16 protein-coding genes are annotated in these 20149 nt (G+C 58.7%); 11 read left to right on the top strand and 5 right to left on the bottom strand.

What is annotated here, in order from left to right:
- The first annotated feature begins 136 nt into the window (after nucleotides 1-136).
- From IG616_RS03030 to IG616_RS03040, 3 genes are all read left to right on the top strand, one after another.
- Nucleotides 137-1534: an aminotransferase-like domain-containing protein gene (locus IG616_RS03030; protein ID WP_192146235.1), complete on the top strand. Its 1398-nt coding sequence runs from the start codon at nucleotides 137-139 to the stop codon at nucleotides 1532-1534.
- Between the two features lie 129 nt (nucleotides 1535-1663).
- Complete coding sequence (locus IG616_RS03035; protein ID WP_192146237.1) at nucleotides 1664-2053, top strand: DUF983 domain-containing protein; 390 nt, start codon at nucleotides 1664-1666, stop codon at nucleotides 2051-2053.
- A gap of 249 nt (nucleotides 2054-2302) precedes the next feature.
- Nucleotides 2303-3121, top strand: coding sequence for an arylamine N-acetyltransferase family protein (locus IG616_RS03040; protein ID WP_192146239.1), 819 nt, complete (start codon nucleotides 2303-2305; stop codon nucleotides 3119-3121).
- 521 nt (nucleotides 3122-3642) lie between these two features.
- Here the strand turns inward: IG616_RS03040 and IG616_RS03045 are convergent.
- Nucleotides 3643-3987, bottom strand: coding sequence for a hypothetical protein (locus tag IG616_RS03045; protein WP_192146241.1), 345 nt, complete (start codon nucleotides 3985-3987; stop codon nucleotides 3643-3645).
- 430 nt (nucleotides 3988-4417) lie between these two features.
- On the opposite strand from IG616_RS03045, the gene serA reads away from it, so the two are divergent.
- Nucleotides 4418-5662: a phosphoglycerate dehydrogenase gene (gene serA, locus IG616_RS03050; RefSeq protein ID WP_192146243.1), complete on the top strand. Its 1245-nt coding sequence runs from the start codon at nucleotides 4418-4420 to the stop codon at nucleotides 5660-5662.
- A 255-nt stretch (nucleotides 5663-5917) separates the two neighbouring features.
- Nucleotides 5918-6664: a pyridoxine 5'-phosphate synthase gene (locus IG616_RS03055; protein ID WP_192146245.1), complete on the top strand. Its 747-nt coding sequence runs from the start codon at nucleotides 5918-5920 to the stop codon at nucleotides 6662-6664.
- A 4-nt stretch (nucleotides 6665-6668) separates the two neighbouring features.
- Here the strand turns inward: IG616_RS03055 and IG616_RS03060 are convergent, their stop codons facing one another.
- Entirely contained in the window at nucleotides 6669-9824 is a 3156-nt protein-coding gene (locus IG616_RS03060; protein ID WP_192146247.1) for a pentapeptide repeat-containing protein, read from the bottom strand.
- 221 nt (nucleotides 9825-10045) lie between these two features.
- Here IG616_RS03060 and IG616_RS03065 point away from each other — a divergent pair, with 221 nt between their 5' ends.
- The 3 genes from IG616_RS03065 (at nucleotide 10046) to IG616_RS03075 (ending at nucleotide 13311) form a co-directional block, all read left to right on the top strand.
- A complete protein-coding gene (locus tag IG616_RS03065; protein WP_192146249.1) occupies nucleotides 10046-10669 on the top strand; it encodes a LysE family translocator in 624 nt (207 codons plus the stop codon).
- 8 nt (nucleotides 10670-10677) lie between these two features.
- Entirely contained in the window at nucleotides 10678-11223 is a 546-nt protein-coding gene (locus IG616_RS03070; protein WP_192146251.1) for an NADPH-dependent FMN reductase, read from the top strand.
- A gap of 171 nt (nucleotides 11224-11394) precedes the next feature.
- Entirely contained in the window at nucleotides 11395-13311 is a 1917-nt protein-coding gene (locus IG616_RS03075) for a potassium transporter Kup (RefSeq protein WP_209007241.1), read from the top strand.
- Between the two features lie 81 nt (nucleotides 13312-13392).
- Here the strand turns inward: IG616_RS03075 and IG616_RS03080 are convergent, their stop codons facing one another.
- Together IG616_RS03080 and IG616_RS03085 are read right to left on the bottom strand one after the other, a co-directional pair.
- A complete protein-coding gene (locus IG616_RS03080; RefSeq protein WP_192146253.1) occupies nucleotides 13393-14133 on the bottom strand; it encodes a carbonic anhydrase in 741 nt (246 codons plus the stop codon).
- A gap of 455 nt (nucleotides 14134-14588) precedes the next feature.
- Nucleotides 14589-15389, bottom strand: coding sequence for a siderophore-interacting protein (locus IG616_RS03085; RefSeq protein ID WP_192146255.1), 801 nt, complete (start codon nucleotides 15387-15389; stop codon nucleotides 14589-14591).
- Nucleotides 15390-15565: 176 nt separating this feature from the next.
- Here IG616_RS03085 and IG616_RS03090 point away from each other — a divergent pair, with 176 nt between their 5' ends.
- The 3 genes from IG616_RS03090 to IG616_RS03100 all read left to right on the top strand — a co-directional run bounded on the left by IG616_RS03090 (nucleotide 15566) and on the right by IG616_RS03100 (nucleotide 19048).
- Complete coding sequence (locus IG616_RS03090) at nucleotides 15566-16210, top strand: TetR/AcrR family transcriptional regulator (protein ID WP_192146257.1); 645 nt, start codon at nucleotides 15566-15568, stop codon at nucleotides 16208-16210.
- Between the two features lie 80 nt (nucleotides 16211-16290).
- A complete protein-coding gene (ilvC, locus tag IG616_RS03095; protein ID WP_192146259.1) occupies nucleotides 16291-17310 on the top strand; it encodes a ketol-acid reductoisomerase in 1020 nt (339 codons plus the stop codon).
- Between the two features lie 592 nt (nucleotides 17311-17902).
- Nucleotides 17903-19048 carry a GGDEF domain-containing protein gene (locus IG616_RS03100; protein WP_192146261.1) on the top strand — a complete coding sequence of 382 codons (1146 nt, stop codon included), beginning with the start codon at nucleotides 17903-17905 and terminating at the stop codon, nucleotides 19046-19048.
- A 133-nt stretch (nucleotides 19049-19181) separates the two neighbouring features.
- Here IG616_RS03100 and IG616_RS03105 read toward each other — a convergent pair whose 3' ends face one another.
- Nucleotides 19182-20120: a D-alanyl-D-alanine carboxypeptidase family protein gene (locus IG616_RS03105; RefSeq protein WP_192146263.1), complete on the bottom strand. Its 939-nt coding sequence runs from the start codon at nucleotides 20118-20120 to the stop codon at nucleotides 19182-19184.
- Between the last annotated feature and the right edge of the window lie 29 nt (nucleotides 20121-20149).

The raw sequence follows: 20149 nt of genomic DNA on the forward strand, positions 1-20149 counted from the left end.
AGCCCGTCGCACTGAACAGGTGCAGCGGGCAGACAGGTGTCTGGGCTGCAGGACAGGTTATTGGCACTGAGCGCAGATGACAAAATTGAAGGCAATACGATACAAACGGTTGCCCCACAATGAGTGCAACGGTCTCATGAGTATTTGGACGCCGGATTTCTCCGGAAGCATGGCTCCCCGCTATCAAGCGATAGCCGACAGCATCGAAACAGACGTTCAGTCCGGCAAACTCAAGGCAGGAGATCGTTTGCCGCCCCAGCGCCAACTGGCTGCCAGAATCGGCATCGACTTTACAACCGTTGCCCGCGGCTACGCGGAAGCACGCAAGCGCGGCATCATCGATTCCCAGGTCGGCAGGGGCACGTTTGTCACCAAGCGCGTCGAAATCCAGTCAATCACCGTTAAGGACCGGCCTGACCCGCGGCGTGAAGGCTTTGCAGACTATTCCATGAACATGCCGCCGGACCCGGATGATCCGGAGCTAATCAAGCGCATGAAGGAGGGCCTCGCGACCGTTTCCTCCAACATTCTCACCTTGCTCCGCTATCAGGAATTCGGCGGCTCCGGCGTCGACAAGGAGGCCGCAACGACCTGGCTAAGCCGCCGGGGGCTTGTTCCTTCCCTGGAGCGGATGTTCATTACGCCCGGCGCCCACCCTGCCCTGCTCGCAATCTTGAGCACGCTTGCGGCACCTGGAGACGAGATCCTGAGCGAGGCCGTCACCTATCCGGGGATCCGGTCAATTGCCGCTCAGCTGCGCCTCACCTTGACGGGCATATCCATGGACAAGATGGGCATTCTGCCGGAAGCTCTTGAGGAGAAATGCCGCGCTGGAACGCCAAAAGCGCTCTATCTCAATCCGACCTTGCAGAATCCAACGACCATAACCGTACCAGTCGAACGCCGGCAGCAGCTTTGCGCCATTGCGCAGAAATACGGCCTGCCAATCCTGGAAGATGACGCCTATGGCTTCATGCCTGTGCGTACGCCGGCGCCCTTCGCGGCACTGGCTCCCAACCTGACATGGCACATCGGCGGCGTCGCCAAATGCTTAGGCGCGGGCCTGCGCCTTGCCTACGTCGTCGCTCCGGACACAAAAGCCGCCTGGCCATTTGTTGGGGCGATGCGCGCTTCCTCGGTCATGGCATCGCCGCTGACCATTGCCCTTGCCACCCGCTGGATCGAAGACGGTACGGCGGACGCCATCCTGCATTTCGTCCGCGAGGAAACCGCAGCCAGACAGGAAATCGCGCGTCAAATCCTGCCGGAAGGCAGCTTCCGGTCAGATGCCCTGAGCTTCAATCTGTGGCTCAAGCTGCCCCATGGCTGGACCAGAGCGGGCTTGTCCAGCCACATGCGGACATCCGGCATCGGCGTGGTGGAGAGCGATGCATTCACCGTCGCGGGGCCGCCGCAAGAAGCGGTCCGCGTGTGTCTGGGAGGACCGGTCAAACGGGAAAAACTCCGGAGCACCCTGGAATTCATGGCGCACGCAATCGAGAATTCTCCGGAAATGGCATCTGCCTTCTTCTAGAGACGGCCAGCCCTCAGCTCTGTTTTCACCCGCAAGCGCCTCATGCCAGGGGCCTGCGTCAGTTTGCGCTTTGAATTGAATGCATTCTTTTCTTAAATTGCCTGCATACAATTCAAGATGAGAACTACCATGACCACAGAAGCACACTGGCCGCCCCTCTCTCCGATCCAAACCGGGCTGCGGTGCCGCTGCCCCCGCTGCGGAGAAGGGCACATCTTCAACGGCTTCCTGAAACTCAAGCCCAAATGTGAAATGTGCGGCCTCGACTTCAGTTACGCAGATCCGGCCGACGGGCCAGCGTTCTTTGTCATCTGTTTTGGTTGTATCCCGGCTGTCATTTTCGCTTTGTGGCTGGAGGTCTATTACACGGCGCCTTACTGGGTGCATCTGTTCACAACACTTCCGCTGATCCTTTTGACCTGCATTCCGCCGCTGCGGCCCCTCAAGGGCTGGCTTGTTGCAAGCCAGTATTTCTACAAGGCCGCAGAAGGCCAGCTCGTCACCGATAAGGACGCCTGAGCTGGCACCATGACCCAAAAAACAAACAAAGCCCGCTGCGAAACCATCACGGCAGGCTTTCTTGCGGCAGTCCCGATTTGCGCAAACATGTGATGCACGGCACTGTTCCTGCCCGCGTCCCATGTCAAATCTTCATTGCTCCCGGCGGGCCCGATTGCCGGGCTCCCGGCTGATCGCCTCACCAAAGGTCCGGTCAGCCGCAGGGAGCAGGCAGCCAGAAGAGGCTGCGTTCCTGAAGAAGAGACGATCATGACTTTTGAAGTCGATATTTACTTGTCCCGCCTCGGTCTCGGCGCCTTGTCCACGACCGAGGAAGACCTGCACATGCTGCAGACACGCCAGATGCAGGCGATTGCCTTCGAGAACATCGCGCCGCTGCTCGGCACCGTACCAGACCTTACACCCGGCGCTGTTTGGCAGAAGCTGGTCCTGGAGGGGCAAGGCGGTTATTGCATGGAGCAGAATACACTCCTCGGCGCAGCCTTGACGGCCTTCGGGTTCGAGCACCGCCCCATTCTGGCGCGGGTGCGCATGGGAGGCCCCTCGGGCGGTCCCCGCTCGCATCTGGCCTTTGTCGTGCGTCTGAGAGGAACCGGCTGGCTCGTGGATGCCGGATTTGGCGGCCCCGGTCCGCGTGCGCCCCTCAAAATCGAAACCGGCACGGAACAGACACTGCTGCGCGAAACGTTCCGGTTCAGGGATGATATGGCCGCCGGCGAGATTGTTCTGGAGCGCAAGACCCCGGAGGGCTGGTTCCCGCTGTTCGGCTTCGATGACATGCTGCCGGTCCAGTCGGACATAGAGATGTCCAACTTCTACTGCGCGCGCTCGCCGCAATCCCCGTTCCCGTCCAACCTGATGATGGCCCGCACAACCGGCAGCGGACGCGTGAGCCTGTTCAACCGGACCCTGCGCCAGGAAAACAGCTTCGGAGTGACAACCAAGGAACTGGAGGATGCAACCGCGCTCCACCGCGCCCTCTCCGGCAGTTTCCTTCTGTCCTATGGGCTGGAAACCGCCGAAGCCATCTGGGCCCGTCTGCCTCTCGAGTCCTCGCAAGCCGCCTGAAAAGCGGCGGCAAACCGGCTCCGCACGGAGAAAACAAAACCCCATCGGCACCTGACCCGCTGCGAGCGATTGCAGCGGGTCATTTCATGTCCCCTAAAAGCCTCCCGGGCAGATGTCTTTCCGGCACGGATAGGGAGAGATTTTCGGCCCACCCCACGCCGTCCTCCACCCCGCCGGGACCTCACCGCTCCGCCCGGCAAACGCGGTCTTTCCGCTGTGAGAGGTCACGGCATGGGTGCCATGGTCAAGCCATGGCAGGACGAAGAAGGAGAGGATTTTCGCTTGTGGCAGCTGCTGCAACGGTCAGCTTGGCGGCTTTCTCGCAAAGTCCTCCCCACGGTCATTCCCGGCTCGACCGCGGACCCACTCAGTTCCAGAGCAGGGCTGCCGTGGATGACGCTGATGTTAAGCCTCTATGCTTCCCGCCATCCCGTCTCGACCTTGAACCGGGACCTACCCTCAAGATGCATCAGAATAGCTATCCCGGATCTTTGCTGCGCCACGTCCGGATAGTCACACGCTCAATCCGCTAAGTTCTTTTTACAAGCGAAACATGCTTCGCCAGGATGGTCTTCATACGCCTCCTTAAGCAGGTCGGTATACTCGCGCGCGGTCATATCAGCAGCCCAAGGAACTGGCCCATTAACGCCGCGGTTTCGGTCGTTCATCACCTGCTTGTAGAAGTCATCTTCCAAGTCCCATGCCGCTCCACCATAAATAGTACCGTGGCCTTCGCAGCTTTCCAACCTTCCGATGCTCACCAGGTAAGATGCTGCCATGGCCAAAACTTCGCCATGCCTCATCATTGCTTCATTAGCTCCACCCATCTTGCCGTCCCTTCCCAAAAGATAGCGTAAGTAATCCAATCGTGCTCTATTCCATATGAGAGCTCGTCATTCCCAAAACAAGGTCACGTCGTCGGAATCGATTATCTATCAGGAGTGATATGCATCCTCTAACCCACGAAGTTTTGAAATTCTGCCCGTTTAAATCTGCCTGGCAGCCCCTCAATGCGCAGTCCAGGGTAAGTCCAACTCCAAACGCGTTTCAGATGGCAGGTTTTCGGCTCCAGAAGTTTAACAAGAATGACCACAACGCAGTCGAATGCTGTCGATCACTTCTGATCCTGCAATAAATATTCGTTATCGCGGCTAGGACATAGTTTGCCCCCTCCCTCCCTCATTTCCCGCCCCTCCCCTTGCCGCCACAGGCCTCCCGGCGTATAGGACACGCGCAAGCGGGCGCCTGCCGTCTGCACCTGAAATCCGCTGCGATGTTTGAAAAGGTCACCAAGCCATGATCCACGGTCTGTCCCGGCCGAAGAACCAGATTCGCTGGCTGCTGCTGGAGGGGATTTCCCCCACCGCCACCGCGATCCTGGAAAAAGCCGGCTACACCAATTACGAGCTTCTGCCGACCGCGCTGGACAAGGATGCCTTGATCGAGAAGCTTCAGGGCGTTCATATCGTCGGCATCCGCTCGCGCACCCAGATCACCGCCGAGGTTCTGGAAGCGGCCAAGACGCTGGTTGCCGTTGGCTGTTTCTCCGTCGGCACCAACCAGGTGGATCTGGAAGCCGCGGTGAAGCTGGGCGTACCGGTGTTCAATGCGCCGTTCTCCAACACCCGCTCTGTCGCCGAACTGACCATTGCCGAAATCGTCATGCTGATGCGCGGCGTCTTCACCAAGTCGGTTGCCGCCCATGAAGGCCGCTGGCTGAAGACGGCCACCGGTTCCCATGAAGTGCGCGGCAAGACCCTGGGCATCGTCGGCTATGGCAACATCGGCACCCAGCTCGCCAATCTGGGCGAAGCCATGGGCATGCGGGTCATCTTTTACGATCTGGTCGACAAGCTGCAGCATGGCAACGTGATGCCGGTGGACAGCCTGGACGAGCTGCTGGCCCAGTCGGATGTGGTCTCCCTGCATGTGCCGGACACGGCAGAAACCCGGAACATGATCACGGCTGCCGAGATCGCCAAGATGAAGAAGGGCGCCTTCCTCATCAACAACGCGCGCGGCAAGGTGGTGGTGATCGAGGCGCTTGCAGACGCGCTCAAGAGCGGCCATCTGGCCGGTGCCGCCGTGGACGTGTTCCCGGTCGAGCCAAAGTCCAACAAGGACGAGTTCACCAGCCCGCTGCGCGGCCTCGACAATGTCATCCTGACCCCCCATGTGGGCGGATCGACCGAAGAAGCCCAGGACAGGATCGGTGAGGAAGTCTCCCGCCGCCTGGTGGAATATTCCGACGTGGGCTCCACGCTGGGCGCGGTCAACTTCGCCGAAGTTCAGCTGCCCAAGGGCACGGAGGCGACGCGCTTCATTCAGGTGCACCACAATGCGCCGGGTGCCATGCGCACGCTCAACGAGCTCTTCGCCCGCCACAACCTCAACATCTGCTCCCAGTATCTGCAGTCCTACAAGGACATCGGCTATGTGGTGGTGGATGTTGACACGCCGGTCGGCAACACGGTCGAAATCCTGGAAGAAATCCGGGCTCTGCCGAACACGATCCGCGCCCGGCTGCTCAACCGGGTGTAATCGCAACGCAGCGCTGACCATCGAAAGCCCCGCCGGACCTCCGCGCGGGGCTTTCCGCTTTTTGGGAAGCCAAGGCGCTGAGAAGACCTCAGGCAAGCCCAAACCTGCGCCTGCTATATTGTCTCTAGGGACAAAAACCCGTTTGACAGGCTGGGTGTTTGGTAGAATTTTCTGACCTCCGGCACGTCCGCCTGGTGCCGCCTCCGGAAGGAAGCGGACTGATCCTTCCGACCATCTGCCCGATACGAGCTTCCGATGACCACCTCGCGCCTTTCCGTCAATGTCAACGCCATCGCCATGCTGCGGAACCGGCGCGATCTGCCCTGGCCCAGCGTCACCGGCCTTGCTGCCATCGCCATGGAGGCCGGCGCGAAGGGCATCACCGTTCACCCGCGACCGGACGAGCGCCACATCCGCAAGACCGACGTTTTCGACCTCGCGGACCTGATCGAAAGCCGTTACGCCAATAAGGAACTCTGCCTGGAAGGTTATCCCTCGGACGATTTCCTGAAGCTGGTGGAAGAGGCAAGACCGGACCAGGTGCTGTTTGTGCCAGACGATCCGGATCAGACCACCTCAGACCATGGCTGGCAATTTGACCGGGACACGTCCCGGCTGGCCGATGCCATTGCCGCCGCCAAGGACTGGGCTGTCACCGTTTCGCTGTTCTGCGACCCGGATCCGGACGCCCCCGAACAGGCTGCCGGACTGGGGGCCGAGCGGATTGAAATCTACACAGGCCCTTATGGCGCCTGTCATGACGACTTCACGGCGGCAGCCGAAGAGCTCGACAAGGTGGTCAAGACCGCAGAAAGAGCCTATGCGCTCGGGCTCGGCGTCAATGCCGGACACGATCTGACGGTCGCAAACATTCCCGAACTGATCGCCCGGGCTCCCTTCATCCGTGAAATGTCCATCGGCCACGGCTTCACCGCCGACGCGCTGATCCATGGCTTTGCCGAAAGCGTCAGGCGGTTCAGACATGCGATGGGGGAAGTGTGAAGGCTTAATCCGTGCCCGCTGGCTCGGCGTCGTCCTCAGCGTTCTCTTTGGCCAATTGCGCGCGGATCCAAGCACGCCACTGCTCATCTGCCTCTACGAAGCCAAGCTCCTGTTCCGGCCAATGGTCCGGCCGGTTCAGACCACCGGGCAATTTCGTTCCACCATCGCCAAACGTAGAGTTGATTTGCTCTTGAGTGAGGTTTCGGGTGAGGCTCAAATCGGCAGACGCCAGCGACGCCAAAAGGATAATCGCGTCGCTGGCGTCTGAGTTTCGCAGCATCGCCCGTTGCAGGTCCGCCCCTTGCAGGTCCGCCCGTTGCAGGTTCGCCCCTCGCAGGTCCGCCTGTTGCAGCTTCGCCCCTTGCAGGTCCGCCCCTTGCAGGTCCGCGTGTTGCAGGTCCGCCCCTTGCAGGTCCGCCCCTTGCAGGTTCGCCCCTAGCAGCTTCGCCCGTAGCAGGTCCGCCCCTCGCAGGTCCGCCTGTTGCAGCTTCGCCCCTAGCAGGTACGCCTGTTGCAGGTACGCCTGTTGCAGGTCCGCCCCTTGCAGGTTCGCCCCTAGCAGCTTCGCCCGTAGCAGGTCCGCCTGTTGCAGGTTCGCCCGTTGCAGGTCCGCCCCTTGCAGGTCCGCCCGTTGCAGGTTCGCCCCTAGCAGCTTCGCCCGTAGCAGGTACGCCTGTTGCAGGTCCGCGTGTTGCAGGTCCGCCCCTTGCAGGTCCACGCGAGCAAGACGCAAGCTACTCAAGTCACATTGAAATCTGGACCCTTGCCTGCCAATCACACCCGTAAAACAGAAGCCAGACAGCAACTGCCCATGCGGATGGCCGTAAGCACTGGTGACGTGCAACATGTCCAAAAACTGCCTCGCCGCTGACGCCTCGGGCCAACAAATGTCAAGCGGCGCAACGACTTCATCGGCCCCTTGCCTCCGTGTCAGGTAAACTGCATTTATCACTGCCAACAGCGAGCCCGCGGCATTGCGCTGCAGCGTTTCTGCTTGCCGCCAGGTTTCAGATTTCAGCTCATGTGCCGGAAACCCCTTTTCAACTGCCAAGTTTAGCGTTTCAAGCAGCTCTGAAAGGAACTCATCCGGATCAGTCGGTTGATTTAACCGCACTTCATCTCGCAGGAACTGGATAATATCCAACGACAGGACACCCCGGCCGGTCATTTTCAGCCAATCGAGCGCCAATGCATCCACGCCCCGGTCATCCGTGACCAAACGGCTTGCGTAGCGGTACAAGGCGCAACCGATCAGGTATTCGCCAAAGCTTTTGTGAATGAATTCAAAACCCGGATCATCGCCAACATCACGCCGGGTGTAGAATTGCATGGCGACGTTTTCGAGCGTCGCAGCCTGAACACCATGGAGACGGCGACGCGCCGTCTTCTCGGCAAGCGCCGTGAAAACCGTATTGAAATCGTCATCTGAACCGGTGCGTCCGCCGCCATACCAGATCGCCATGGCAAGGCATTCCATCAGGAGAAAGAAGTCTTCTTTTTCTATCCCTCGTGCCGCCTCATGTTTTTTGAGCTTCTTGTCCCGCTTGTGCACCCTCCGGAAGATTTCCCGGTAGATGCTGTTGCGGTTTACCTCGCCTTCGTCGGCGCCTTTCATCGCAAAGCCGGAATAGATCAGCAGATAGAACAGCAGCGGTTCACAGGTAAACTCATCAAGACGACGGTCTTCCAGAGCTGTTGGCTTGCCTTTGGCCGTTTCACCACTTGCTGCGCACCAGTTTTCCCAATAGGTCTCCCGGTCATCATTGGAAGCCAGCTGGAACGGATCGCGAATGAGATCCGGATCCAGTTCAACGCCGCCTCGTCCGTAGCCAATCTCCAAGGCATGCGCACTCAAAGGGTTCATCGGCATGACGTGAACCAGCGCCGATAAATCGAGCTCCGCATCCTTGCAAGCGGGCGCGACTGCAGCCGGTCGTCCAAGGATCATGGCCTTGGCACGCATCTGGCCATCATTATGCTTCTGAAGAAATCCAATTGCTTTGCGGACAAAGGTCTTCGCGACATCTTCCGCAGCGTCGTCACTCCGCACCAGCTCATCAAGCCCGTCAAATACGAATAGCAATGGTCTCTGGTCCGCGCTCTGCGCGGTGAGCGGGTCAAACCCCAGACAGCGGCCAAGCCTTTTGGACGCGAAGTGCTCGCTTAAATTCTGCTCCAGATCGCCTTTAAATCGGAAATGCTGCATTTCGACAAAGCAAACATTCCAACCGGCCTGACTGGCGACATCCGATGCAAAGACCCTCGAAAAGGTTGATTTTCCACTCCCCGGACCTCCACCAATCACCCGGATCGGGTCACGTGCGCCGTCTTTGCCTTCGATATCAAGCCAGTCAGCCAGAGTCTCATGCAACCAGCCGATATGGGCGATCCGTTTGGTTTTTGAGTCCAAATCATGGGGTCCCTGCAAATCTGCAGGCTCGTCACCTTCGGATTTCACCCGGAGGTCTTCATGAATTACACAGCGCAGCGGCGTATAGACCGCTTGCACCGTAATGCCACTGTCATCTTTCTGGCCGAACAACGGCTGGCCACTCAGCTTATAGTCAATCCAGCCGGAATGTTGACGCCACGCCTGAACTCTCTGCCAGCCTTCTGCGACCAACCCATCCAGCGCCGTTTCGAACTCCTTAAATGCCGCCGTATCGATATGCCAGACTTTCCAGATCGAGCTCCTGATGCTTTTGTCCAGATCCAGCCGAATAGCATCATCGCTCTTGCAGTGTCCCGGTTCAATCTTTGCTAGATAATGCGGAAACAGCTCTCGAAGCTTTTCCTGATAAAGCGGCAATGACGTCGGATCGATAAGGTTATCTGGCTGGAATGATCCGGGCCGCGTCCTGTCGAACACCGACTTGAACAATTCGGTGAGAACCTCCTCGATCGCGTTTTTATCCGTTCCCAGCGCCCAACGATTTCGGACCATGGCGTCCGTGACAGCAGTCGCAAAGACCGTGTGCCAGAACTTATAAGCCTTCTGCTCAACAGTCAGATCTTTTGGCTCATATGCTTTGAAGGCCTCATAAAGTTTAACGGGAGCAAGAAGATATCGCTTGACGATAACCAGACCAACAGCCTCAACGACTTTCGTCAATGCAGCGCCATACTTCTTTTTAGGGACAGAACAATCGAGCTCAATCATCAAAAAACAATTCCTAAATTGCATAAATCAACAAGCACAATCCTAGACGGAGGACAGGAAACACGACAAGTGCTTTTCCGGTTTATTCCCGACAAGATGATGATAGCCAGCGCAGCCTCCCAACCGCACTTTTCAAATCTGTCAACACTGCTTAAAAGACCTCACGCACTGATCTCGCCGCTTTTATCTGTCTCCCCTTCGACACATGACAGGCTATTTCCATGACATTCCAAAGCTGGCTCCTCTTCGTTGCCCTGTCCTTGCTTCCGGCTCTCAGCCCGGGGCCTGGTGTCATGCTGGCGATCAGCAACACCTTACGTTTTGGACGCACGGCGACACTTGTATCGGCTGCGGGCAACGCGTTGGGGCTGGTGTTGATCGGCTATGCCGCCGCCTTCGGCTTTGGCGCGGTCATGGCCGCGTCCGCTCTCGCCTTCACTGTTCTGAAGCTGATTGGCGCGGCCTATCTGATCTACCTGGGCATCAAGATCTGGCGGGACCGCTCAAGCCTTCAGGTTCATGACAAGGGACCGGCGGCTCCCCGCAGCCAAGGCCGGCTTTTTGCGCAAGGATTGTTCGTTTCCGTCACCAATCCCAAGGCAATGCTCGTGATCACGGCGCTTTTCCCGCAGTTCCTGCCTCATGACGGCTTCACGCCCGGTCTGGCGACGATCCTGTCGCTTACCTACGCGGCCCTCTGCTATGCCAATCACGCCGCGATCGCCTATGCGGGGGATACCCTGCGCCGGTTCCTGCTCTCGCCAAACCGGCTAACCTTCGTGCGCCGTATGCTTGGCACGCTCTTCGTTGGCTTCGGCACGGCGCTGGCCGCTGCGAGCCGGTAAGACCGGTCATGACGCCCATCCACCTCCTCGCCATCTGCGGCAGTCTCCGCGCGGCATCGAGCAACCGGGCCCTGTTGGAGGCCGCGCAGGAGCTGGCGCCGGAGGGGATGGTCATCAGCCTTTATAACGGCCTGGCAGGGCTCCCCCATTTCTCGCCGGATCTCGAAAGCGCGGAAACGCTGCCGGACGAAGTCACGCAGCTCAGAAGTTCCGTCGCAGCTGCCGACGGATTGCTGATCGCCTGCCCCGAGTACATGCATTGCCTGCCCGGCAGCTTCAAGAACATGCTCGACTGGCTGGTCGGTTGCACGGATTTTCCCGGCAAGAAAATTGCCCTGTTCCAGGCGGCATCCCGGCATGAATATGTCCCTGAAATGTTGAGGGATGTTTTGAAAACCATGGCCGGAGAGGTCGTCGAGGAAGCCTGCCTCATGCTGCCCGCGCGCAGCAATGCACTGGACAAGCGGGCAATTTCGGAGGACAAGCTCTCCGCCGCACGGATCCAGGACGGTCTGCAAACCTTCGCGGATGCGATCCGGACGGCGCGTTCCTGAGCCAGGGCAACCTGGCCTGACCTTGTCAGCTCTGAGGCAAACTCGAGCCCGCAAGGGAACCAATTCGCTTATGGAACGTTCAGTGAAACGAACCTGCTGGTGGCCAGCCTCATTCTGACCAGGTCCAGGTTCTCAAACGCCTTGAACAGGCGAACTGGGGCAAACTTTCAAATGACAATCCTCGAGAATGCGGAAACGCGGAAGTCCTCTGCCGAGCAGAGCCATGGTGTGAAATCCAGCCATGCAATGCTCATGCTGGGTGCAGCAGGCGTCGTCTATGGCGACATCGGGACCAGTCCAATCTACGCCCTCAGGGAGACGCTCAGAGCAGCAACGAATGGGGCCAGCGTCGCCTCGAAGGCGGAAATCATCGGGTCTCTTTCCATCATTGTCTGGGCGCTTACAATCATCGTCACACTGAAATACGCACTGATCGTCCTGAGGGCGGGCAACCAAGGCGAAGGCGGCACCCTGTCGCTCGCAATCCTGGCCCGCAAGGTCGCAGGCCGTGCACAATACATCGTGACGGCTCTTGGCGTGATCGGTGCAGCGCTCTTCTTCGGCGACGCTTTCATCACGCCGGCCATTTCCGTGCTCTCTGCCGTTGAAGGCTTTGTGCTGACAGATCCGGATATCGCCGGTTATGTCATCCCGATCACGGCGGGCATCCTGATCACACTCTTTGCGGTCCAGCGCTTCGGCACGAGCAAGGTGTCGGCAGTCTTCGGCCCGGTCATGCTGGTCTGGTTCGGCTGCCTGACCATCTCCGGCCTCAGCCACATTCTGGATGACCCGAGCGTGTTCCGGGCGCTTGATCCGCTGGAGGCAATTGCCTTTGCGCTCGATCACAGCACCGTGGCGCTTGCTGTCGCCGGTGCCGCCTTTCTCTCCGTTACAGGCGCAGAAGCGCTTTACGTCGACCTTGGCCACTTTGGCCGCACCCCGATCATCCACACCTGGTTCGTGCTGGTGTTCCCGGCTCTGGTGATCAACTACCTCGGCCAGGGGGCCTTTCTGCTCAGCAACGCGGGCTTTGTGGATCAGCCCCTTTTCGAGATGATGCCAGGTTGGGGCCGCATCCCGATCATCCTTCTGGCGACCGCAGCAACCGTGATTGCAAGCCAGGCCGTGATTTCCGGCGCGTTCTCCATGGCGCGGCAAGCCGCCCAGCTCCATCTTCTGCCGCGCCTGACCATCATTCACACCTCAGAGACCCAATCCGGGCAGATCTATCTGCCCCAGATCAACTGGCTGCTGCTCCTGGGCGTGCTCAGCCTGGTTCTGGGCTTTGGATCCTCTGACGCCATCGCTGCAGCCTATGGCATTTCGATCTCCGGCCAGATGCTGGTCACGACCCTGCTTCTGGCCCTGGTCATGCGCGGGGTCTGGCGCTGGCCACTGGCTCTGGTCGTCGTGGTTGCCATCCTCTTTGCCGCCATCGACGCCATGTTCCTGACGGCCAACATGATGAAGTTCTTCGAGGGCGGCTGGGTCTCGGTCTTCATGTCCTCGGCGCTGCTGACCATCATGGTGGTGTGGACCAGGGGCAGCAAGCGGCTCTTCGACAAGACCCGCAAGCATGAGATCCCGCTGACCACGCTGATCACGTCCTTGAGGAAGAACATGCCGCACCAGGTGCCTGGCACAGCCATCTTCATGACCGGGGATCAGGACAGTGCGCCCACCTCGCTCATGCACAGCCTGAAGCACTACAAGGTGCTGCATGAGCAGAACCTGATCATGACGATCAAGACCCTGCCGGTTCCCTTTGTCGAAGACGAGGACCGGCTAACGATCACCGCGGTGGACGACAGCTTCACAAAGCTGACCGTTTCTTATGGCTACATGGAGGACCCGAATATTCCTGGCGCCTTGAAGGAACTGCGCAAGAAGGGAATCAAGTTTGACATCATGTCGACCTCGTTCTTCCTGTCACGCCGCATGCTGGTTCCGGCTTCTTCGGGACTGCTCAAGAGCCTGATGACGCGGAGCTTCATCCGCCTGACCCGCTTTGCCGCGGACCCCACCAGCTTCTTCCGTCTGCCCACGGGGCGTGTGGTGGAAATCGGGACGCAGGTCGTCCTTTGAGGCCTTGACCCGCGCATGCAAAAGCGCCCGGCTCATCGAGCCGGGCGCTGCCATAATCTTCCGGTCAAATCTGCTTCAAACTCAGTTTTCCAGAATATAACGCCGGTCCAGCTTCTGCAGCGGACGGGCATTGGCGTCATAAAGTTTCTGGAACTCTTTGATGCTCTCTTCCGAGACCTTGATTGGCTCCTTGAGCACCGTCCAGACTACGGTTTCGGAACAGGGAGGCGTCGTCAGAGACCCTTCGTACCGGTAGAAGTGTTGAGTTGCAGGCAGAAGCTTTGCAGCATCCGCTTCGCCAATCGTTTTTTCAGCACCAACCTTCTCCGGCGCAGCGTCCATGATTGTCTTAAAGAGCGGGTTCTTGCCGCCGGGTTCAATCATTGCCCCCAGAACGGCAATCGTCCCGTCATCGGCAACATGAACAAAATGCGCCTCCATGGGCGCCTTCTTGCCGTCAATCGCGTGTTCGGAAGGCGAATGGAAGTGAAACTGGACCAGCTTGTAGGTCTTGCCGTCCAGATCAATTGTTCCGCCGTCTTCCGTGTTGTCCTGAATGCTGTGGCCGTTGTTGACTTCGGTCCACTTGGCTTTGGGATTCCAATGGAAGGCGATGGCGGCTGGCTCAGCCTTGACCGCGTGGGCAAGGTCCACAGGCGATTGCTCATGGCCGGTCTCGCAGGCGGCGAAATTCTTTGCAAGCGCCCCCCAATGCGCGGGGCCTTCCTCTCCCTTGTAGCTCCAATGCGGAGAGCTCGCGGCAAACGCTGAAGTGGTCATCACGACGGCACTAACAGCTGTGGCAAAGAGGCGGAATTTCATGAAATCTCCGTGTCTCCCCGGCGCAGCATCTCGCACCGCGTCTTCTGGGGGCACCTCCCGATTACGCCGGGCGGGGAACGGGAAACAGTTAAATCCTTGTCATGACAAATCTGTAATGACGGGCACGGGCACGGCCACAGCGCCGGCGCTGCCAACTCAATGCAAACTTGCCAAAAAAAACCGCCCTGGCTTGGCAGGGCGGGGGTCAAGAAGGAAGGGCGCGCCAACTAGCTAGGGGGTAAGGCGCAAACCGTTCCGGGCGACAAAAGAGCGTGTCCCATGGATGTGCAGACCGCTGGAGAAAGTTAAGCAAAGTCCAGCACAAACCGACATGGCAGAAATCTGGCTAATTTATGCATTATTTTAGCCATCGATGCCGCGATCGGCTTGTGCAACTCCACGAATGCGGGAAGGGCCGTCCTTTGTGCCCCTAACAGAACCCCAGCAGCAAGGGTTCACGCCGTTTCCAGCCGCTTCATTTCCTGATGCTGATCCTCGACCAGGCCCACCTTCCAGTAGCCGGAGATATACGCATCAGCCTTGCCAACCCCCTTCTCCTTGAGCACATACTCCCGGATAGACCGGATTGCCGAGCTTTCGCCTGCGATACAGGTTTGCACGCGGCCTTCGGGCCACGGTATTGAACGCAGGAAATCGATCTGAACGCTGGTGGCCACATGCGGATCCGGCTGAACCAGCCAGTGAACCTCGATCCCCTCAGGAATCCGGATATCTGTCTGTTTGTCCTCTTCAGAAAGTATCTCGAATATCGCCAGCCCTTTTGCATTGCGCGGCATTGCCTCAATAGAGGCAGCTGCCACCGGCAGCGCCGACATGTCGGCTGCCACCAGATACCAGTCGGCTTGGAAATGGGTCATCTTGACCGGGCCAGGGCCCATGAAGGCGAGAAACGAACCCTCCACCGCATTCTGGGCCCAGAGAGTTCCGGGACCCGAATCTCCATGGGCCACGAAATCGATGTCCATCTCGGGCTCCGCCTGCCGGAAAGCGCGGACCGTATAGGTGCGCACCGGATGCAGCCGTTCCTTGGGACGCCCCTCGGCATAATGACTGGCGAAACCGTCCTTGTCCTCCCCTGCCCGCGGAAAGGCCAGTTTGCAATGCGCCCCTTCCTGACCCGGAGGAAAATCGGAGAGGCTGTCCCCGGTCAAAGTGACGCGGATCATGTGGGGCGTCAGATAACGGGCCGATTTCACGGTCAGAATACGGGGAGCTGGACGGACGGGACGCTGCATGGGACACCTTCAATACCTGATATTTAAACTCATAAATACGAACTGCTGGCTGACTTTAAAAGAGGCTTGCAGAAAAACGAGGCCCCGGACAATTCCCTCTTGACGCTCGCCCGGCAAAACCGGATAACACTCCCCGAACCGTACCGTACGGTACAAAGCCGGAATACAGGTCTGTCATGCCCCTCTCCTCCGCCCCAGCGGACACCGATTTCGAAGACACCGCCTTCACCGCCCGTCAGGAAGCCGTGCTTGAGCATGCGCTGAGCCTGCTGGTCGAGGGCGGCGAGAAAGCGCTGACCACGGCGGGTCTGGCCCGCACGGCAAATTGCTCCAAGGAAAGCCTCTATAAGTGGTTTGGTGACCGGGATGGTCTTCTGGCCGCTGTGGTTGCCTATCAGGCCAGCAAGGTTCACTTCCCGCCGGAAAGTGGCGCCACAGCGGACGCAGCGACCTTCCGGACCCACCTGACCGCTTTTGCCACCGAGCTGCTCGCCGTTCTGTTCGGCGAGACTTCCGTCGCCCTCAACCGGCTCTCCATCGGCCAGTCCAACCGGGACGACAACCGGCTCGGCCGCCTGCTGCGCGTGCGCGGAAAACAGATGATTTCCGCCAAGGCCCGTGCGCTTCTCGAAGCCGGTCGGCACCGCGGTTACCTGAAGTTCGACGATGCCGAGGAGGCCTATCAGGTGCTCTACGGCCTCGCCGTACGTGACGTCCATATCCGGCTTTTGCTTGGCGACCAGGCGAAAGCGGAAGAACGGGATCTGAAGGGGCAGGCGGCAACCGCAGTCGACCGCTTCTACAAGCTGTTCGGCGCCTGACGCCGGGCACACTCAAATTCTGGAATATCCGGAACCGGCAGCAAGACCCGGTCACCGGCAAACGGGAGAAAGGAAAACCCATGCGTGTTTATTACGATCGCGATGCCGATCTGAACCTGATCAAGTCCAAGAAGGTCGCCATCATCGGTTACGGTTCCCAGGGCCGCGCCCATGCAATGAACCTGAAGGACTCCGGCTGCACCGAGATCGCCGTTGCCCTGCGTGAAGGGTCCACCACCGCCCTCAAGGCTGAAGCCGATGGCTTCAAGGTCATGAACGTCGCTGAAGCAGCTGCCTGGGCAGACCTGATGATGATGGCAACCCCGGACGAGCTCCAGGCTGACATCTATAAGGACCACATCGCAGCCAACATCCGTGACGGCGCAGCGATTGCCTTTGCTCACGGCCTGAACGTTCACTTCGGCCTGATCGAAGCCAAGTCCACCGTTGACGTTCTGATGGTCGCGCCGAAGGGCCCGGGCCACACCGTTCGCGGCGAATACGTCAAGGGCGGCGGCGTGCCGTGCCTCATCGCAGTCCACCAGGACGCTTCGGGCAACGCCCATGACCTCGGCCTGTCCTACGCTTGTGGCGTTGGCGGCGGCCGTTCGGGCATCATCGAAACCACCTTCAAGGAAGAGTGTGAAACCGACCTCTTCGGCGAACAGGCCGTTCTGTGCGGCGGTCTCGTCGAACTGATCCGCGCTGGTTTCGAAACCCTGGTCGAAGCCGGTTACGCTCCGGAAATGGCCTATTTCGAGTGTCTGCACGAAGTGAAGCTGATCGTGGACCTGATCTACGAAGGCGGCATCGCCAACATGAACTACTCGATCTCCAACACCGCTGAGTGGGGCGAGTACGTCACCGGCCCGCGCATCGTGACTGCCGAAACCAAGGCTGAAATGAAGCGCGTCCTGACCGACATCCAGACCGGCAAGTTCACCTCCGATTGGATGCAGGAATACCGTGCTGGCGCAGCAAAGTTCAAGGCAACCCGCCGCCTGAACGACGCTCACCAGATCGAAGAAGTTGGCGAAAAGCTCCGCGGCATGATGCCCTGGATCAAGTCCAACGCACTGGTCGACAAGTCCAAGAACTAAGTTCTACCAAAGGACTTGATCCAAAGCATCAAATCTCTGCGCCCGCCAAAGGCGGTCGCGGGGGATCAAGTCCAACGCACTGGTCGACAAGGCCAAGAACTAAGCTCTGCCAAAGGACTTGATCCAAAGCATCAAACCTCTGCGCCCGCCAAAGGCGGTCGCGGGGGATCAAGTCCAACGCACTGGTCGACAAGGCCAAGACCTAAGTCCATTCCCTTAGGTCAGATGGCCGGAGGACCTGACGGCAAACAACTTTTCTGAGAGGCCCGCCTCGCGCGGGCCTTTTATTTATTTTGGCAACCTGTGGAAAATGGCAATTAATTCCCGAAAATGATCAGGCATTTGCCCGGTTTTGTAGACGGCACTCCCCTGGGGAAACTCGCATCAGAATTAATGCGTACATAAATTCGCAACTGTTATCGGTCACTTAGCCCGGGAAGGCGGCTGCGTCTCTCCTTGCGGCAGCATTTTGGAACATTAAAATTTTACAGGATTTGGCAAGAGCACGGAAAGCTGCCGGGATCTAACTTGAGCCAGACAGCTTCCTTGAAATTTTACTCAAATCCTATTCAACTTACCGGGACACGCACCCTTGGACAGTTTTTCTATCCTCGCAGCTCAGTTCATCATACTGGCCGTGTTCTCGATCACATTCCTGCTGATGGCCTGGAACAAAAGGGAATTGTCTTCCTGCGCCTGCTGGGCTGGTGCGAACATGATCCTCGCGGTGGGGATAGGGTTTATCCTCTTAGGAAGGATAATCACCCTCCCCTTGTTCTACCTTCTGGTCAATACCACACTGATCGCGGGACTTTGCCTTCTCAGAAACGGTGCGGCGGCCTTTCACAACATCAGCCCGAGCACTGTCAGATCCTACTGGGGGCTTGCTCTGGTGGTTCTGGCAACGCTGTCGATCCACATCGGTCTCCCCCCCTCTCAGAGCTACGTCATCTTCAATATCGCCGCACTGGCCTTATCGGGAGAAACGCTGCTGTTCTACATTCAAGGACGGAACGATGGCTTGCGCTCCCGTTGGGGGCTAATCTTCAGTTTCAGCCTTTTGTTCCTGTCCTTCGCCCTCCGGCTCTCCTTGAATCTCGCAGGCGAGTTCGGTCTTGTGCCGCCGGCAATCGACACATGGATGATGTCCTTGCATCTCGGACTGGTTCTGATTTTTGTATCGGCCAACGGAGCGTTCTCTCTTGCGCTGATTTATGAGCGCATAGCAGCGGACCACAAGTCGGCAGCCTCCAGAGACCCGCTTACCGGCGTTTATAACCGGCGGGAGTTCTTTGCCCGTCTTCACACTTTGTTGGGAAACAAGGCTTCCGGGTCTTTCGCGGTCATCCTGCTCGATCTCGACCATTTCAAGCAGATCAACGACAAACTCGGTCATAGCACCGGCGACCAGGTGCTGCAGCTTACCACGGCCACGATGCAGGAAAGCATGGGCAGCGGACACTGTCTGGCCCGGATCGGTGGTGAGGAGTTCGCTGTTCTGATGCCCCAAGCGACATACGAAGAGGCATATAATCTTGCAGAGCGGATCAGAATTGCCATTGAGAAAATGCCCCTGCCCTTCACCGCCGAGGGCACCAGTCTCACCGTTTCAGCAGGGCTTTATCACGGCACCGGCAATGGTCTGACGCCAACAGACGTTCTCCGTCAGGCGGACGAGCGCCTTTATTCTTCAAAGAACTCAGGTCGGAACCGGGTGTCGGTCGTTCAAGCTGCATGACCGGCTTTGCCGTTGTCAGATTTTCCTGACCAGCACTTTTAGATTTCATTAGCCCAAAATTTCATCAGGCCCGCGGCCAATTTACTGTGGCAGCATTCTGACTTACCTAAAGCGTTGAATAGAAACGATCTGATTAAAAGCTGCTTTCCAGAAGCTGGGTCACTTCCTTGTCACGGGCGCCTTCGGTCTTGCCGCCCATAACCACCACCAGCCGCTGGCGGCCGCCCCGGTTTGCGGTTGCCACAAGATTGTAGCCGGACTGGCTGATGTAGCCGGTCTTCAGACCGTCAACCCCTGCCACCTTGCCGAGCAGATTATTGGTCGAAGGATAGGTCCGCCCGTTGTAGGTGAAGCTCTGCAGCTTGAAGAAGCGGGCATATTGCGGAAACCGCAGCTTCAGGGCACGGCCCAGCTTGGCCATGTCCCGCGCAGTCGTCACCTGGCCTGGATCATAAAGACCGCTGGCGTTGACATAGTGGGTCCGCGTCAGGCCCAGCGCCCGCGCCTTCGCGGTCATCTTCCGGGCGAAAGCTGTTTCCGTGCCGGAGATGTTCTCCGCGATAGTGACAGCCACATCGTTGGCGGACTTCACTGCAAGGGCATGAACGGCGTCATCAACCGTGATCGTCGATCCGGCCTTCAGCCCGAGGCGCGCCGGCGGCTTTGAGGCTGCATGAGCGGAAACCTTCAGCGGTGAAGACAGGTTCATCCTGCCCGCCTCCAGCTCCTCAAACAGCAGATAAAGCGTCATCATCTTGGTGAGGGACGCCGGATAGCGCGGCTGATCCGCATTTTCCGATGACAGTTCCGCGCCACTCGCCATATCCATCACAAACTCGGAATGCCCGCGAACCTGAACGGCGGGAGGTGCATAGGCGACTGGCTCCACCGGAGCGGGCTGAACATCCGCAACCAAGGGGGCCGACTGAACCGGAGTGGAGAGACTTGCCTGAGCCGCGATCTGCCTGCTTCCCGGCTTTTGAGTTGCAGTCTGACAGGCGGCCAGAAGAGCAACTAGGCCAATAGAGATTGCAACGCGGACCGGCCGCCAGCGGGAAGAACTGTGAAGCATTTGGAAGTCTCTTGATCGATGATCGTCAG

The organism is Roseibium litorale, assembly GCF_014842915.1.
Lineage (GTDB): Bacteria > Pseudomonadota > Alphaproteobacteria > Rhizobiales > Stappiaceae > Roseibium > Roseibium litorale.